We start from the raw sequence: 16,441 nt of genomic DNA, 5'->3' as shown, positions 1-16,441 counted from the left end.
TCGCAGGACGCTGCCCTGGCATTTATGCCGTAGCCTGTCGCGCGCGACGCAGTCGGCTAACGCTAAATAATACTGACGCAGTTGACGCGATCACCGCGATCCACAGCGCAATATGAACGGCACCGTCATCCAGCATTTGATGATCTGACCCTGCGGTCGCAGCCAGCAAAACTCCCACCACGGCGGCACCGAGACACTGGCCGAACGTTCTGACGATGGACAATACCCCGGATGCATAGCTGGCGTACTCCCGGGCAACGTTAGAGAGCATTTCACGGTTATTGGGACTCTGGAAACAGCCAAAGCCGATACCGCACACCAGGCTCCTGAGACAGATATCCCAGGCAGAAGGGCCGGCAGGCAGCGTCGCCAGCAAAATCAACCCAACGACAAAAATCATCAGTCCAAGCGTGGAGATCAACGGGGCGGAGATCGTGTCTGCCCAACGGCCCGCGTGCGGCGCAATGAGTACGATACCTATCGGCCAGGGGGTGAACAGTAAAGCGGAGATCGCCGGGCTATAGCCGTACACGCTCTGAAACAGAAACGGCAGCGCGATAAAGGTAATGCCCTGACTCACAAACGAGGCCAGCGAGGTTAGGGCGGCGAGGGTAAACCGTCCGTTGCTGAATATCACCGGTGGCAGGATGGGGCTCCGGGCACGGCGGATATGCCAGACAAAAGCGATGAGGCTGACCGTAGCGACAAATGCCCAGCAAACGGTGCTGATGGCGTGCGCTCTATTCTCTACGCTGTTTGCCGCCATGATCATTGACCCCAGCAGGATCACGGACAGCAGGGCACCGGGCACGTCGAACGGGGACGTATCAGAGGCCGTCGCCCGCGGCAGCGCTTTCCAGGCCAGCAGCAGGGCAACGGTGCCGGGCATAATGTTGATCGCGAACAGCCATTGCCAGCTCAGTACGTCGAGTATTGTTCCGCCCAGCACCGGTGCAATAGCGGTGCTGGCGGCGATAAGCAGGGCGTGCAGCCCCAGAATGCGGCCAAGCAGCCGTCCAGGGAATACCGAGCGCAGGATCGCCGGGGCAATACTCAGCGTGGCCGCGCCGCCGATACCCTGCAAAATACGCATCCCGATCAGCATTTCCGGCGTTGTTGCCAGCGCGCAGCCGAGCGAGGTCAGGGTAAACGTAGCCAGTCCTGCCAGAAACACCGGGCGGTAACCCACCCGCGCGGCGAGTGCGGCGAAGATGGCTAACGTCATTGCCGCAGACAGCAAGTAACCGTTGGCGAACCAGACTGCGACATTCGCGGGCACCTGCATCGCGCTGGCCATTGATGGCAGGGCAATGTTGATCATGGTGCCATCGAAGACGCCCATCAACGTGGTGGTCATCACTGCAGCCATCACCCGGGCGCGTTCATGTCCCGGTAACCCTTCGTCGCCGGGTTGGTTTGAAAAGAGCGTCATCGTGTTATCTCCAGGCAAGAATGTTGATGACGACACTATAGTAATGGGTTATACAGGGCGGAAGACGCAGTATTTGCACTTATACGTTGCATCAAACGCCCTGTATGAGGAGGTTTTGTGACCGATCCTGATTTCAACTTGCTTGTCGCACTCGACATCCTGCTGGCTGAAGCCAGCGTGGCGGGGGCGGCGCGGCGTCTTAACCTGAGCACCTCAGCCATGAGCCGCACGCTGAGCAGACTTCGTGAGGTCACCGGCGATCCGATTCTGGTGCGTGCCGGGCGTCAGATGGTGCTGACTCCGTGGGCCGAAGCCACCCGGGATCGCGCCCGACATGCGCTGCATGAGGCAAGGGCGGTGCTACAGCCTTCAACGGACACCTTCCGGGCAGAAAATCTTGAACGTGTGTTTACCGTCAGAGCCAATGATGGCTTTGTGGTGGCGTTTGGCCCGTTGCTGATTGCGGCCGTTGCGGAAGCAGCGCCGGATGTCTGCATCCGCTTTGCCCCAAAACCGGAGAAAACGTCGCGTTATCTGCGGGAGGGGCTGGTTGACCTGGAAATTGGTGTGCAGAGCAACATGGGGCCCGAAATTCGTCTGCAGCGGCTCTTTGAGGACCGCTTTGTAGGCGCGGTGCGCAAAGGGCATCCGCTGGCGGCGCTGCCAGCAGTCAGCCTTGAGGATTATGTCGCCTGGGGTCATGTGGTGACCGCGCCAAATGGCTCATCACACGGTTTTGTTGATGATGCCCTGGCCGCGCGGGGGATGAAACGCAAAATCGCCAGCGTGGTGCCCGGTTTTCCGACGGCCTTATCCGTGGCGCTGGCGTCCGATCTGATTGCGATGGTCCCGGCGTTGTATCTGCTCAATCAACCGATGAGCGAGAACGTGCACATCTTTGAACTGCCGTTCAACACCCGGACCATTACCGTATCTCAGATGTGGCACCCGCGGATGGAACAGGATCCGGGCCACCGGTGGCTCAGAGAGAAGGTGCTAGCGGTGTGCCATCAGTCGCGGCACCGATAATATAAAACGGGTCGACACAGCATCGGATTCCACACGCACGTTGCCGTGATGCGCGGTGATGATGGATTTCACAATCGCCAGGCCGATCCCGCTGCCTTCGCCTTTTCGCTGTCTGGACGGATCCACCCGGTAAAAGCGGTCGAACAGCCGGGGCAAATGTGCTTCAGGGATCGGCTTGCCGGGGTTGGTAACGATCAGCTCGCACACGTTTTCCTTTTCGCTTACCGACACGGTCACCGTTTCTCCGTCCGGCGTATAGCGCAGGGCATTGGAGAGCAGGTTATTGATGGCTCTCCGGAACATCTGCGGATCGCCTTCTATCAGGCAGGGCGTGCCGTTAAAACGCAGCGTGATATGGCGTTCTTCCGCCCAGGCTTCGAAGAAATCAAAGACTTTCATCACCTCCGCGCTCAAATCAAAGGTTACCCTGTCAGGGATCAGCTGATTATTATCCGCCTGGGCCAGGAACAGCATATCGCTGACCATGCGGGTCATCCGGTTGTACTCTTCAAGGCTGGAGTACAGCACATCCTCCAGCTCTTTCGGCGAGCGGTTCTGGCTTAACGCAATTTCCGTTTGCGTTACCAGATTGGTGATCGGGGTTCTGATCTCATGGGCGATATCGGCAGAGAAATTTGCCTGACGGGTAAAGACATCCTCAATTTTTTCAATCATGTGGTTAAACGAGATCACCAGCTGCTCCAGCTCAACCGGCACCCGCGACGGCTCAAGCCTCGCATCCAGATTCTCTGAGGTGATATTTTTTATCGCATTGCTGACGTTACGCAGGGGCAGGTGTCCCTGACGTACCGCGATGCGAATGAGCAGAATAATCAGCAGGCTGATCGCCACCGCGATGGCAATCAGGTTCTTTTTCAACGCCTCAAGGTAGTGAAGATGAAAATTAATGGAGAGGCCGATCAGCATGACATAGTGTTGTTCTTTTCCCTGCAATGTCGCGGTGCCGGACGAGGCGATAATCCGGTATGTTTCCATCTTCATGTCGGACCCGGCGTGCATCGCCTTGCCAGCGTCCTCCACTGACCAAAGAAACACATCCTGCGCGCGGCGATGGGCGCTGAAATCCGCGGTATTCACCGCTGGCCGGATGGCCTCACCCTGTGAGCTGAAGAGCACATTGCCACGGGGATCGAGCAGCAGGACGGCAACGTTGCGATAGCTGGCCAGCGACTCTTTTATTTTGCTGATTTTCTTTTCATCCGGATCCGCGGGTGACTGCAGTATGCGGTGCATGGCGCGGCTGATTTGTTGCAGATCGCTGATATCCTGCTCGGCAAAGTGCTTTTCAACGGAGTGGAGCATAAACCAGGTAAACGCGAAAAAAGCCAGAATGGTGGAGAGGCTGATAAAGAACGTCAGGCGCAGAGCCAGGGAGAAGGGGCGTCTGGCGGGCTTACTCTGCATCAGGAACCTCCAGCATATAGCCCACGCCGCGCACCGTCTGGATCAGCTTCGGTTCGTAATCGTTGTCGATTTTGGCGCGTAACCGCTTCACCGCGACGTCAATCGCGTTGGTGTCGCTGTCGAAATTCATATCCCAGACCTGCGCGGCAATCAGCGAGCGGGGCAGCACTTCACCCTGATGGCGAACAAAAAACTCCAGCAGGCTGAACTCCTTGCTGGTGAGCAGAATGCGGTTTCCGGCGCGGTTTACCTTCCTTGATACGAGGTCGATGCTCAGATCTGCCACCGTAAACTGGCTCTCGGCGATCACCGTATTGCCGCGTCGTAACAGCGTTCTGACCCGGGCGAGCAGCTCAGCAAAGGCAAAGGGCTTAACCAGGTAATCATCCGCCCCCAGCTCCAGGCCTTTCACCCGGTGCTCAATGGTGCCGAGAGCCGACAGCAACAGGACCGGCATTCCCTTTCCGGCAGAGCGGAGCATGCGGATGATATCCCAGCCGTTCACATCAGGAAGCATGATATCCAGAATGAGCAGGTCATAATCGGCGGTCATGGCGAGATGGTAGCCGGTCAGGCCGTTGTCAGCGCGATCCACCACAAAGCCCGCTTCCGTAAGCCCTTTGCTGAGGTACTCACCGGTTTTAATTTCGTCTTCAACAATCAATATTTTCATCACGCTTACCCCGACTGGCTGCTCAGCACATTCTATTGCACCCGTGACCGTTAACAATGACTTACGCCATAAATGACAACATTGTCATTATCCTGTCACCCGTCAAACAGGACGCGTTCAGTAGAGTAGCCCTAAAAATACTCTGGAATTCATCTGAACCGCTATGTTCCTGCTAAAACGACTAAGCATCACTACGGTATTTATCCTGACAGGATGCGTCTCGCTGGCCCCTGAATACCAACGCCCGACGTCACCGGTACCCCAGCAGTTTTCGCTGTCGCGTAACAGCCTGACGCCCGTGGAGGGCATGTATCAGGACACCGGCTGGCGCAACTTCTTCGTCGATCCGCAAATCGCGGGATTGATTACAGAGGCCCTGAAGAACAACCGCGATATAAAAATGGCCGCGCTGAAGGTTGAAGAGGCCCGGGCGCAGTTCAACGTGACGGATGCGGAGCGTTATCCTCAGCTGAACGCCTCCTCGGGCGTCACTTACAGCGGGGGGCTAAAGAGTGACAAACCCACCTCACAGCAGTACGACGCGGGACTTGCGCTTAGCTACGAACTCGACTTTTTTGGCAAGCTAAAGAACATGAGCGATGCCGACCGACAAAACTTTTTCGCCAGCGAAGAAGCCCGTCGTGCCGTGCATATTTTGCTTGTCGCTAATGTGTCCCAGAGCTATTTCAACCAGCAGCTGGCCTACAAACAGCTGCGTATCGCGCGGGATACGCTGTCAAATTATCAGCAGTCTTACGCCTTCGTTGAGCAACAGCTGGTGACGGGAAGCACGAACGTGCTGGCGCTGGAGCAGGCCCGGGGGCAGATCGAAAGTACCCGGGCAGAAATTGCCAAAAGAGAGGGGGAGCTGGCACAGGCCAATAATGCCCTGCAACTGGTCCTCGGGACGTATCGCGCGCTACCTGGCGACGGCGGAATGAACGCCAGCGATATTGTGCCGGTACAACTACCACCCCATCTTTCATCGGCAATATTGCTGCAGCGCCCGGATATTATGGAGGCGGAGTATCAGCTTAAAGCGGCCGATGCGAATATTGGCGCGGCGCGCGCTGCCTTTTTCCCGTCCATCTCCCTGACCAGCGGGCTTTCGACGGGCAGCACGGAATTATCTGGCCTCTTCACGTCCGGCAGCGGCATGTGGAACGTTATTCCCAAAATAGACATTCCCATTTTTAATGCGGGCAGGAATAAAGCCAACCTGAAGCTGGCCGAAATTCGCCAGCAGCAGTCGGTTGTGAATTACGAACAAAAAATTCAGTCCGCCTTTAAACAGGTCGCCGACGCGCTCGCACTGCGGGACAGCCTCAGCCAGCAACTTGCTGCGCAACAGCGGTATCTTGATTCGCTAAACATCACCCTGCAGCGTGCCAGAGGGTTATATACCCGCGGTGCGGTCAGTTATATCGAAGTATTAAACGCGGAACGCGCGCTGTTTTCCACGCAGCAAAACATTCTCGACCTTATTTACGCCCGACAGGTTAATGAAATTAATCTCTTCACCGCGCTGGGCGGCGGTTGGGTCGAATAACCTCAGTTAACTCAACAGGAAAATAATATGCGTAATTCAATGAAGGCCGTTGTATTCGGTGCGATCTCCATGATGTTTTCTGCCGGCCTGCAGGCCGAGGTTCATCAGCACGCAGAGATGAGTGCTGCCAGCGAAGGGGCCACAGAGCAGGTTGTCTCCGGGACTGGCATCGTAAAGGACATTGATTTCACAAACAAAAAGGTAACGATCGCTCATGAAGCCATCCCGGAAATTGGCTGGCCCGCCATGACCATGCGTTTCACCTTTACTGACGCAGACGAAAGTATTAAGGCCGTAAAAGTCGGCAACCACGTGAAATTTTCTTTTGTGCAGCAGGGCAATATCTCTTTACTCAAGAGCATTAAATAGCGAGACACGGCATGGCATCGTTAAAGGTTAAATATGCTGCAATGATAATCGGCAGCCTTCTTGCGGGAGGGCTGATTGCAGTGACGGCGTGGCAGTATATTTATGCTGCAGAAAAAACAGAAATTACCCCGCCGGAACGAAAGGTGCTTTTCTGGTATGACCCGATGAAGCCCGACGTTAAATTCGATAAACCCGGTAAATCGCCGTTTATGGATATGGATCTGGTCCCTAAATACGCGGATGAGAATGACGATAAAAACGGTGCCGGTATCCGTATTGATCCGACGCAGGTTCAGAACCTGGGATTAAAAACGCAAAAAGTGACCCGCGGCATGCTGAATTATGCCCAGACCATCCCGGCCAACGTCAGCTATAACGAATATCAGTTTGTGATTGTGCAGGCACGATCCGAAGGCTTTGTGGAGAAAGTGTATCCCCTGACGACAGGCGATCGTGTGAAGAAAGGCACGCCGCTTATCGACATTACTATTCCGGAGTGGGTGGAAGCGCAGAGTGAGTTCCTCCTGTTGTCCGGCACCGGCGGCACGCCCACGCAGCTGAAAGGGGTGCTTGAACGGCTTCGTCTGGCAGGCATGCCGGAAGCGGATATTCAAAGGTTACGCTCGACCCGCACGGTCCAGACCCGGTTTACCATCAAAGCCCCCATTGACGGGGTGATCACCGGCTTTGACCTGCGTACCGGGATGAATATTTCGAAAGATAAGGTTGTGGCACAGATTCAGGGGATGGATCCGGTGTGGATCAGCGCGGCCATACCTGAATCCATCGCGTATCTGCTGAAAGACTCCTCGCAGTTTGACATTTCGGTCCCGGCGTACCCGGATACATCTTTTCATGTTGAAAAATGGAACATTTTGCCAAGCGTCGATCCTGCCACCCGTACGTTGCAGGTTCGCTTGCAGGTTTCCAACAAAGACGAACGGCTTAAGCCGGGCATGAATGCATATCTGAAGCTGAACACCCAAAGCCAGGAGATGCTGTTGATCCCCTCCCAGGCCGTTATCGATACGGGTAAAGAACAGCGGGTCATCACCGTTGATGCGGAAGGGCGGTTTGTGCCGAAGCAGATCCACGTTCTGCACGAATCCCAGCAGCAGTCCGGCGTGGGTACCGGCCTCAACGAAGGGGAGTCGGTGGTAGTTAGCGGTCTGTTCATGATTGATTCCGAAGCCAATATTACCGGTGCGCTGGAGCGTATGCGTCAGCCTGAAAAGAGTCATTCAGGCCATTGAGGAGACGACGATGATTGCATGGATTATCCGGCGCGCTGTCGCCAACCGTTTTCTGGTGATGATGGGGGCGCTGTTTCTTAGCGTCTGGGGAACATGGACCATTATCAATACGCCGGTGGATGCCTTACCCGATCTGTCTGATGTTCAGGTGATTATTAAAACGAGCTACCCCGGCCAGGCACCGCAAATTGTCGAAAACCAGGTGACGTATCCGCTCACCACGACCATGCTGTCGGTGCCGGGTGCGAAGACCGTGCGTGGGTTTTCACAGTTTGGTGATTCCTATGTGTACGTTATTTTTGAAGACGGGACCGATCTCTACTGGGCCCGCTCGCGCGTTCTGGAATATCTCAATCAGGTTCAGGGGAAGCTGCCTGCTGGTGTCAGTTCGGAAATTGGGCCAGACGCTACGGGCGTGGGCTGGATCTTTGAATATGCGCTGGTGGATCGCAGCGGAAAACACGACCTGTCCGAACTGCGTTCCTTGCAGGACTGGTTCCTGAAATTTGAGCTGAAAACCATCCCGAACGTGGCGGAGGTGGCCTCGGTCGGCGGGGTGGTAAAGCAGTATCAAATCCAGGTCAATCCGCTGAAACTGGCGCAATACGGCATCAGTCTGGCTGACGTGAAGCAGGCCCTGGGATCCTCTAATCAGGAAGCAGGGGGCTCATCGGTCGAAATGGCGGAAGCAGAGTATATGGTCCGGGCCAGCGGCTATCTTCAGACCATTGATGATTTCAATAACATCGTCCTGAAAACCGGCGAGAACGGAGTACCGGTTTATCTGCGTGATGTTGCTCGCGTACAAACCGGGCCTGAAATGCGGCGCGGGATCGCCGAGCTTAACGGCCAGGGAGAGGTCGCGGGCGGCGTGGTGATCCTGCGTTCGGGTAAAAACGCACGTGAAGTGATTACCGCGGTAAAAGATAAACTGGAGACGCTGAAGGCCAGCCTGCCGGAAGGTGTTGAGATTGTTACCACCTACGATCGCAGCCAGCTGATTGACCGGGCCATTGATAACCTGAGTTATAAACTGCTGGAAGAGTTTATTGTGGTGGCCATCGTCTGCGCGCTGTTTCTCTGGCATGTGCGGTCTGCGCTGGTGGCGATTATCTCTCTGCCGCTAGGCCTGTGTATTGCCTTTATCGTCATGCATTTCCAGGGGCTGAACGCCAATATTATGTCCCTGGGCGGGATCGCCATTGCCGTGGGAGCGATGGTGGATGCCGCCATCGTGATGATTGAAAACGCGCATAAACGGCTTGAGGAGTGGGAACATCAGCACCCTGGCGAGCAGATTGATAACGCGACCCGCTGGAAGGTGATCACCAACGCCTCCGTTGAAGTTGGCCCCGCGCTGTTTATCAGCCTGCTGATCATCACCTTATCGTTCATCCCTATTTTTACCCTCGAAGGTCAGGAAGGGCGTCTGTTTGGTCCGCTGGCCTTTACCAAAACGTACGCCATGGCAGGCGCAGCCGCGCTGGCCATTATCGTCATTCCCATTCTGATGGGCTTCTGGATCCGGGGGAAAATTCCTGCCGAGAGCAGTAACCCGCTGAACCGGCTGCTGATTAAAGCCTATCATCCGCTGCTGCTGCGGGTGCTTCACTGGCCAAAAACAACCCTGCTGGTTGCGGCCTTGTCGATCTTCACGGTTATCTGGCCGCTGAGTCAGATGGGCGGCGAGTTTCTGCCGAAGATCAACGAAGGCGATCTGCTGTATATGCCATCAACACTGCCGGGCGTTTCTCCGGCTGAAGCGGCTGCGCTGTTGCAGACCACGGACAAGCTCATCAAAACCGTTCCTGAAGTGGCGTCTGTGTTTGGCAAGACCGGTAAGGCAGAGACTGCAACGGACCCCGCACCGCTTGAAATGGTGGAAACCACCATTCAACTGAAACCCGAGGATCAGTGGCGACCCGGGATGACGATTGACAAGATTATTGACGAACTCGATAAAACCGTCCGTCTGCCGGGTCTGGCTAACCTCTGGGTGTCGCCGATCCGTAACCGCATCGACATGCTTTCTACCGGGATTAAAAGCCCAATTGGTATCAAGGTGTCAGGCACCATTCTGTCGGATATCGACGCCACGGCGCAGAGCATTGAAGCGGTCGCCAAAACCGTACCCGGCGTGGTGTCTGCTCTTGCAGAGCGGCTGGAAGGCGGGCGTTACATTGATGTGGATATTAATCGTGAAAAAGCATCCCGCTTCGGTATGACGGTAGGGGATGTGCAGCTGTTCGTCTCCTCCGCCATTGGTGGCGAGACGGTAGGGGAAACGGTCGAGGGCGTGGCCCGGTACCCGATAAATATTCGTTATCCTCAGGACTACCGGAACAGCCCACAGGCTCTGAAAGAGATGCCGATCCTGACCCCGATGAAGCAGCAAATCACGCTGGGGGATGTGGCGGACATACGTGTCGTTTCCGGCCCGACGATGCTGAAAACGGAAAATGCCCGACCAACCAGCTGGATCTATATTGATGCCCGCGGCAGGGATATGGTGTCGGTGGTCAATGACCTTAAGACGGCCATCAGCCAGAACGTGAAGCTGAGACCGGGAACCAGCGTGTCGTACTCCGGTCAGTTTGAGCTGCTGGAACATGCCAATAAGAAACTGAAGCTGATGGTGCCGATGACGGTGATGATTATTTTCATTCTGCTGTATCTGGCATTCCGCCGCGTTGATGAAGCCTTGCTGATTCTGATGAGTCTGCCATTCGCCCTGGTCGGGGGGATCTGGTTCCTGTACTGGCAGGGCTTCCATATGTCTGTCGCCACCGGCACCGGGTTTATTGCCCTGGCCGGGGTGGCCGCCGAGTTTGGCGTGGTGATGCTGATGTATCTGCGTCATGCCATCGAAGCGAACCCGGCCTTATCCCGACGGGAGACATTCACCGCACAAGCGTTGGATGAAGCCCTGTACCATGGCGCGGTTCTGCGTGTCCGACCCAAGGCGATGACGGTGGCGGTTATTATTGCGGGTCTGCTGCCCATACTCTGGGGAACCGGCACGGGGTCAGAAGTTATGAGTCGGATCGCCGCGCCGATGATTGGCGGAATGATCACAGCGCCGCTGCTGTCGCTGTTTATCATTCCGGCGGCGTATAAGCTTATCTGGTTGCGCAGGTATAAAAAGCAATAAAGAAATCCCGCCGGTAGCGGCGGGATTTTTATGGAATAAATGTTTAGCGCGTCTGGCTGAGAAGCTTGCGCCAGACTCTGTTATGCAAAGTAAATAGCAGCATCTTATAGAAAGCGGTAGAGAAGATACAACTGCCGCTAAGCCCAAGCATGACAATGCTCACCAGCGCTGCGGTCAGGCTGACGCCCGGAGAAGAACTACCGCTCAGTGCGGCCAGCAGATAGGCTGCCGTTAATACCAGGCTTAGCACCGCCAGAGTAAGATGTAACCGTACGGCGCGCATGCTACCTTTGCCAATCATAAACATCGTCACGCCGTTGATGCCAGCGAAGAGCAGAGCAATCAGCACAACCCACACGAATACGTGCTCGGCTGGCTGGCCTAGTGCGGCGACTACGCCATACCCCAGCCACAGTTGCGGAATGGCGAAACTGACAATTACCCCGAGCGTACTGACCGCCGCTGGAATACCCATGGTATGTAGCCCCACAGGCTTACCCATTTCATCGGCCAGCTGCGTCTTCAACTGCTGCAGCTGTGTCGGGGCGGCATGGTTTATGCTGGCGGCCGCCTCGTTACAGTGTTGCAGGCGACGGGTTAAAACTTTAAACATTTGAATACTCAGCGTTTAGTTAGGTAAAAATGACTGCAGTACACCAACCACATAGCGCCCTGACTGGACGGTATTTTGTGGATTGCGGATAGTTCCAGTGAGTGAGCTTCCAACAAAGGCCGATGCGTTGTTGACCGCACTCATCAGCTCGCGCTGCAGTGATTTTTGTAACGATTCGCTTGGGAAACGTTTCGGATAAATACCTGCGCGGATCGCGGCCTTTACCCCGGCACTGGAGATGCCTGGATTCTGCGCTTTAATGATCTCTTCCGTGATACGCCTACGCTCGGCACGGCTCAGGCTCTGAAACCAGGCGGTAACTTTACTTGAAGATGCCGCTTTCATCAGCTTGTACGTTTCTAAAGTACCTCGTAGTGCGGTTCCCGCCGCAGCCAGCGAAATGACATCAAGAACTGTCGTGGTGGCAACGTACCAGTCCTGGCTGTCGAGCCAGGCAACATCGGAACCATGGTCGTTATGGATAGCCAGCAGACGGCCCGCGCCAATCATGCATTGTGCTCCGGTTGCCAGCGTACCGGACAGGCTAATCGCGGCAATCACACCGGACCCGCCAGCGGTAAAAGGCACGGCCGCACCGGCACCAAACGCCATGACAAGCGTAACAATCATCGCGCCACAGGCGAAACCGGTTGAGGTGATTTCTGTCGCAAGTGACGGCGTGGTTAACGTCGCCACCACGGCTTTTTCCGCACTGGTTTCCTTAGCATCCGGAATTTTACTGATGACCACATGGCTGACGGTGCTCTGATTCACATCAGCAATGCGTCGTGACGGGCGAACTAGCCAGCGTTGCTTGCCATCATCAAAAATGATGCCGACATTGTAAAAGTTACGTGTGCAGTCGAGTTGCGCGGCCAGCTTTTTAAAGTCGATATCAGTACCGACCTGTAGGCCAAGCCTGCGCGAGAGATCATAAGAGGGAAGGGTACTGTCAGGCGACTGCTGACCGGGTAAATTCATCGGAGAGCTCCTTCATTCCGTGAGGACTGTTGATTAGCAGGGTAATTTATTGAAAAAAATTATGATTCCAACATTAAGACTTAGATAATAGCAGCGTTAACTTAGTGATCAAATCACAAACGTTTTCCTTGAATGTCCAAGTCAGAGTCCGGTTGAGATTAGTTATGAACTGCTCTGCCGTATGTTCACGCTTATGAATTTGTCCGACAAACTTTTTGACCGCATCCCCTATTTGGTCATTTTGCTGTCCGCTTTCCGCCATTTCATCATCGCTGATTGGCGTTGCGCTTTTGACCAGCACTCCAGCTCTGCGTTTTTTCCTTCAACCGATAGCTTTCTCCTTTGATATTCAACGAGGGTGAGTGGTGCAGCAGATGGTTCAGGATCACTGTTGCCAGCACGTTATCACTGAACATCTCCCCCCAGTCAGCGAAGCCTTTGTTTGATGTCAGGATGATACTCGCTTTTTCAGACCGTCGATTCAGTAACCGGAAGAACATGCTGGCCTCTTCTCTGGTCATCGACAGATAGCCTATTTCGTCCAGGAGCAGCACCCGGGCATAACTCAGTTGCTGTAGCTGACGCTCCAGTCAGTTTTCCAGCTTCGCTTTCATAAGCGTTGCTACCAGACAGTCCAGTGGCATGAGCAACACCCTATGCCCTGCATCTGCTGCTTTCACTCCGAGAGCAACAGCCAGATGGGTTTTACCCACACCTGGTGGTCCCCGCAGGATCACATTCTCGCAGCGCTCCACGAACGCCAGCCCGGCCAGTTCCCGAACAACCTTACGATCGATACTAGACTGGAAGCTGAAGTCGAACTGCTCCAGCGTTTTGACCCCGGGCAGGCGAGCTTGCTATTTTTGTCTTATCTGATTGATCTATTGAATAAAATGTAAAATTAGATAACATTTACCGAAACTCACATTTATCAGGACTGACTGTCCTGAGGGCGGTAGCGTTATCAGAGTTGAAAAAAAAAACTTAGTTCACTCCAAGTAAGTATACGCTGACCACAGCGGGCAGTTTTTTGTGGAAAAAGTGTACGCGGGCTAAGCATACACGTATGCTGCCAAGTCCCTTATGTGGGTGCGTTCGATAGCCGTCGCTTAGTGATTAACACATTCAATTAGATCTAAATAGCTGCGCCTAATACCGCTACATTTTTGCCAGACCATGTTTCCCACCGGGGAATGGGCTGGCGGTTTCCATAAAATATCGTACCTTATTCAGTAACTGCCACATTGAATGGCACTGATGGTTACGCGTTATCGTGTCATGAAGCGCCTGCCATAACCGCTCTACGTGGTTCACCCACGGTGAGTAAACAGGTTGATAAATCACCCTGAACTTCGGATTCGTTTTCAGCCAGCACAGAGTTTCACGACTTTTATGGATAATATAGTTATCCACGATTAGCGTGATGGTTTCGGCTCGCCGGTATGTGCTTTTAGATGCTTTAACAGACTGATAAATAAAGAGGAGCTTTTACTGCTGCCGCCAACGTTGCTGACTTTTCCCGTGCCACTATGTGACGCCCCGGCCAGATAGTATTTTTCATTCTGTCCCGGCGTAACAACTCGCTTTTGCTGTCCGTGAAGCTACCAGTCTGCACCGATTTTGGGGTTGAGATGGATATCCACTTCGTCTTCATAAAAAACCGGATGTACTGCGCTGCATTCGTCCAGCGCTTTATGGATTGTGGCCATCTTTTCATCCTTATGCGGGTCACGGATACGCAGTGTTGGTGCGGCCCTGCGCCATACCAGTCCGGCAGAGGGCAACCAGCGACGCACGGTCCCGGCATGTAACTGACATCCGGTTATCTCGTTGATTTTTATTGCCAGTAACTCTGTGCTCCAGCGTGAACGCTGATAACCAAAATCACCAGGAGAGTGTTTTATCAGTTCACGTAGCAGGGTGCAGATATGCTCAAAAGGCCATCGCCGGGAGCGCCCGCGGGTAAGGATTTAAGGCCTTCAACACCCGACAGCGTAAACCAGTTATTCCAGCGCCCGACGGATGAACGGGCGCAACAGAGCGTTCTGGCGACGTCGCTGACTCGTTCGCCCCGGTGCAACATCAGCATGGCGGTGAGTCTGCGGGCATGATTTTTATCACAAGTTTTATGGATAGCTTTCTGCATCAGGCGTCGTTCGCCGCGGGGAATTGGTGCTATGATCGGCATCGCTCAGTCCGGTTGGTGATTTGTGATTTTTGGCGATTGATCAGATCGCACAATCCGGGCTGAGTTGCCTTTAAGTGATCTACTATTCCGCGCAGCTATTTAGTAACAATCAAATTCACACACAGTTATTGAATTAATTTTCTAAAGAGAGGGTTTGGATTTTGGATATTATTCATTTGTCTGATTTACACTTTGGAGATCCCAACGCTCCATTTCAGGAAAGCAAACTTGCCGATTCACTGTCTAAATACATTCTTGAAAACACAGAAAACCCAATCTTACTAATTAGTGGCGATGTTACAATAAAAGGCCAAAGAAATGGATATGGTATAGCCTCTACTTTTTTTGAAAAATTGATTGCAGATGGTAAGTTAAATAGGAGTAATATCATTGCTTGCCCTGGTAACCACGATATAGTTGATAATAAATTTAGTGATTATGATGGCTTTATTTATGGACTCAGGCGCGATCATGAAATGGACTTCACTGAACATTCATTCAGAGTAATTAATGTTGAGGATATTACTTTCTTACTTTTAAATAGTTCATATCATTTAGACCATAAGTATGGATTGATTGATACTGATGTTTTTAAGGTAGACATGACCGAGGGGAAAAACACAAAAAAAATCCTCGTATTGCATCACCATATACTTAATCAGTTTAGAGATGATACGTCCGCCATTAGGAATGCATATGATCTTGTACAGTTTATTGAGAAAAATTCCTTTAATATGATTTTGCATGGACATCAACATAGTGAACAACTTTACCACCTGGGGAAATGCAAGGTTCCGGTCATATCAGCCAGAAGTGGTAACTTTAATCAAAGAGGGTATCTAAATGCATTTAATCACTATAATTTTTCGAATGAGACATTAAGTATAGATAGTTTTGCTTTTGAAAATAACAATCATGAAATCAATATAATCAAACTATCAAGGTAGCGTGATGTTTAACATAGAATATAAGAAAATTTCTTCTCTTGAAAGTATTGCTAGTGATGCTTGCTCAAGCATCAAACCTGATGAATATAAAATTAATTTAATTCTTGCCTACGAAATAAGTACGACATCTCTTATTGAAAATGTTCTATCGGATGTTCATCAACTGGCAGAGCAATGGAGTGCGGATGAGTGTCCGAAAAACTTGTACTTTAATCATGGTCAATATAAAGTGGGTGGGATCGATAATATTATTAGTGAACTTAAAGAAAAACCTTCGAGTAACAGGGCACTTTATTCTTTAATAAATCAAGAGACAATAATGAACTCTGGTGATGATCCAATACCATCATTCATGTTATTTCAATGTGTTCTTGAACATAGGGTATTATACTGCAATGTTTATTTAAGAGCATTGGAAGTTAGCAAGTTTTTGAGAATAAATCTCGAGGAAATTCGAATCAACATTGAAAAGATATCCAATTCATCATTGAGTTTTGATTCTGTTAGATTGGTAATCTTTGCATGTAGGGCCCACCATGTTCCTAATTTCAACCCTCTCGAAAAACCAAAGTTAGATTTGCTATCTCAGTACCAAATGCTCACAATGCTCAAACATGACAGAAGTGAGTTAGCACGTGCGTTAGAACAAATGGCTGGAGTGCAGACCGTCATTAAGAGTAAGTCATTACGCGATCTTTATGAAATAGTTAACGGTGAGTGGAGCGAAAGTAATAAACAACTTCTGTTATCTTTACTGGGCAATACTATTGAAGAAATTGAAGAGCTTCATGCAATTCGTAAGCAACACTCTCATCATGAACGGGTTAGTGC

At 52.4% G+C, this 16,441-nt stretch carries 12 protein-coding genes and 2 pseudogenes; 7 read left to right on the top strand and 7 right to left on the bottom strand.

The genetic code is table 11. From position 1 onward, the window contains the following. Nucleotides 1-22: 22 nt before the first annotated feature. A complete protein-coding gene (locus tag APU11_RS07995; RefSeq protein WP_058650731.1) occupies nt 23-1,432 on the bottom strand; it encodes an MFS transporter in 1,410 nt (469 codons plus the stop codon). Between the two features lie 117 nt (nt 1,433-1,549). On the opposite strand from APU11_RS07995, the gene APU11_RS07990 reads away from it, so the two are divergent. Next, nucleotides 1,550-2,461, top strand: coding sequence for a LysR family transcriptional regulator (locus APU11_RS07990; protein WP_038419461.1), 912 nt, complete (start codon nt 1,550-1,552; stop codon nt 2,459-2,461). Here the strand turns inward: APU11_RS07990 and APU11_RS07985 are convergent. Further along, a complete protein-coding gene (locus APU11_RS07985; RefSeq protein ID WP_058650730.1) occupies nt 2,429-3,886 on the bottom strand; it encodes a Cu(+)/Ag(+) sensor histidine kinase in 1,458 nt (485 codons plus the stop codon). The genes APU11_RS07990 and APU11_RS07985 overlap by 33 nt on opposite strands. Continuing rightward, on the bottom strand, nt 3,876-4,559 hold the full coding sequence (locus tag APU11_RS07980) for a copper/silver response regulator transcription factor (RefSeq protein ID WP_029883300.1): 684 nt from the start codon (nt 4,557-4,559) through the stop codon (nt 3,876-3,878). The genes APU11_RS07985 and APU11_RS07980 overlap by 11 nt, the downstream gene beginning before the upstream one ends. Before the next feature lie 163 nt (nt 4,560-4,722). Between APU11_RS07980 and APU11_RS07975 the strand changes: the two genes are divergently transcribed. Genes APU11_RS07975 through silA form a run of 4 tightly spaced genes read left to right on the top strand, consistent with a single transcriptional unit; the run spans nt 4,723 to nt 10,881 of the window. Further along, nucleotides 4,723-6,108, top strand: coding sequence for an efflux transporter outer membrane subunit (locus APU11_RS07975; protein WP_058650729.1), 1,386 nt, complete (start codon nt 4,723-4,725; stop codon nt 6,106-6,108). A 27-nt stretch (nt 6,109-6,135) separates the two neighbouring features. Beyond that, nucleotides 6,136-6,477, top strand: coding sequence for a cation efflux system protein CusF (gene cusF, locus APU11_RS07970; RefSeq protein ID WP_045902986.1), 342 nt, complete (start codon nt 6,136-6,138; stop codon nt 6,475-6,477). A gap of 11 nt (nt 6,478-6,488) precedes the next feature. Continuing rightward, nucleotides 6,489-7,730, top strand: a complete 1,242-nt coding sequence (locus APU11_RS07965) for an efflux RND transporter periplasmic adaptor subunit (protein ID WP_058650728.1) — start codon at nt 6,489-6,491, stop codon at nt 7,728-7,730. 10 nt (nt 7,731-7,740) lie between these two features. Further along, nucleotides 7,741-10,881: a Cu(+)/Ag(+) efflux RND transporter permease subunit SilA gene (gene silA, locus APU11_RS07960; RefSeq protein ID WP_058650727.1), complete on the top strand. Its 3,141-nt coding sequence runs from the start codon at nt 7,741-7,743 to the stop codon at nt 10,879-10,881. Nucleotides 10,882-10,924: 43 nt separating this feature from the next. On the opposite strand, the gene APU11_RS07955 is transcribed toward silA, so the two are convergent. The 4 genes and pseudogenes from APU11_RS07955 to APU11_RS27665 all read right to left on the bottom strand — a co-directional run bounded on the left by APU11_RS07955 (nt 10,925) and on the right by APU11_RS27665 (nt 14,663). Further along, on the bottom strand, nt 10,925-11,494 hold the full coding sequence (locus APU11_RS07955; protein ID WP_020688654.1) for a hypothetical protein: 570 nt from the start codon (nt 11,492-11,494) through the stop codon (nt 10,925-10,927). A 15-nt stretch (nt 11,495-11,509) separates the two neighbouring features. Then, nucleotides 11,510-12,475 carry a hypothetical protein gene (locus APU11_RS07950; protein ID WP_020688653.1) on the bottom strand — a complete coding sequence of 322 codons (966 nt, stop codon included), beginning with the start codon at nt 12,473-12,475 and terminating at the stop codon, nt 11,510-11,512. Nucleotides 12,476-12,719: 244 nt separating this feature from the next. Next, nucleotides 12,720-13,332 (bottom strand): annotated as a pseudogene (istB, locus tag APU11_RS28570) (IS21-like element helper ATPase IstB); the annotation flags it as partial. A 301-nt stretch (nt 13,333-13,633) separates the two neighbouring features. Then, a pseudogene (locus APU11_RS27665) lies at nt 13,634-14,663 on the bottom strand (IS630 family transposase). A 161-nt stretch (nt 14,664-14,824) separates the two neighbouring features. On the opposite strand from APU11_RS27665, the gene APU11_RS07925 reads away from it, so the two are divergent. Together APU11_RS07925 and APU11_RS07920 are read left to right on the top strand one after the other, a co-directional pair. Beyond that, a complete protein-coding gene (locus APU11_RS07925) occupies nt 14,825-15,610 on the top strand; it encodes a metallophosphoesterase (RefSeq protein WP_058650724.1) in 786 nt (261 codons plus the stop codon). 4 nt (nt 15,611-15,614) lie between these two features. Next, nucleotides 15,615-16,441 (top strand): hypothetical protein (locus APU11_RS07920; protein ID WP_060578405.1); only part of this gene is annotated, 827 nt, incomplete at its 3' end.

The sequence above is a fragment of the Enterobacter sp. 50793107 genome (genome assembly GCF_001463365.1).
GTDB lineage: Bacteria > Pseudomonadota > Gammaproteobacteria > Enterobacterales > Enterobacteriaceae > Enterobacter > Enterobacter cloacae.
This window is presented reverse-complemented; position numbering and strand designations above follow the sequence as displayed.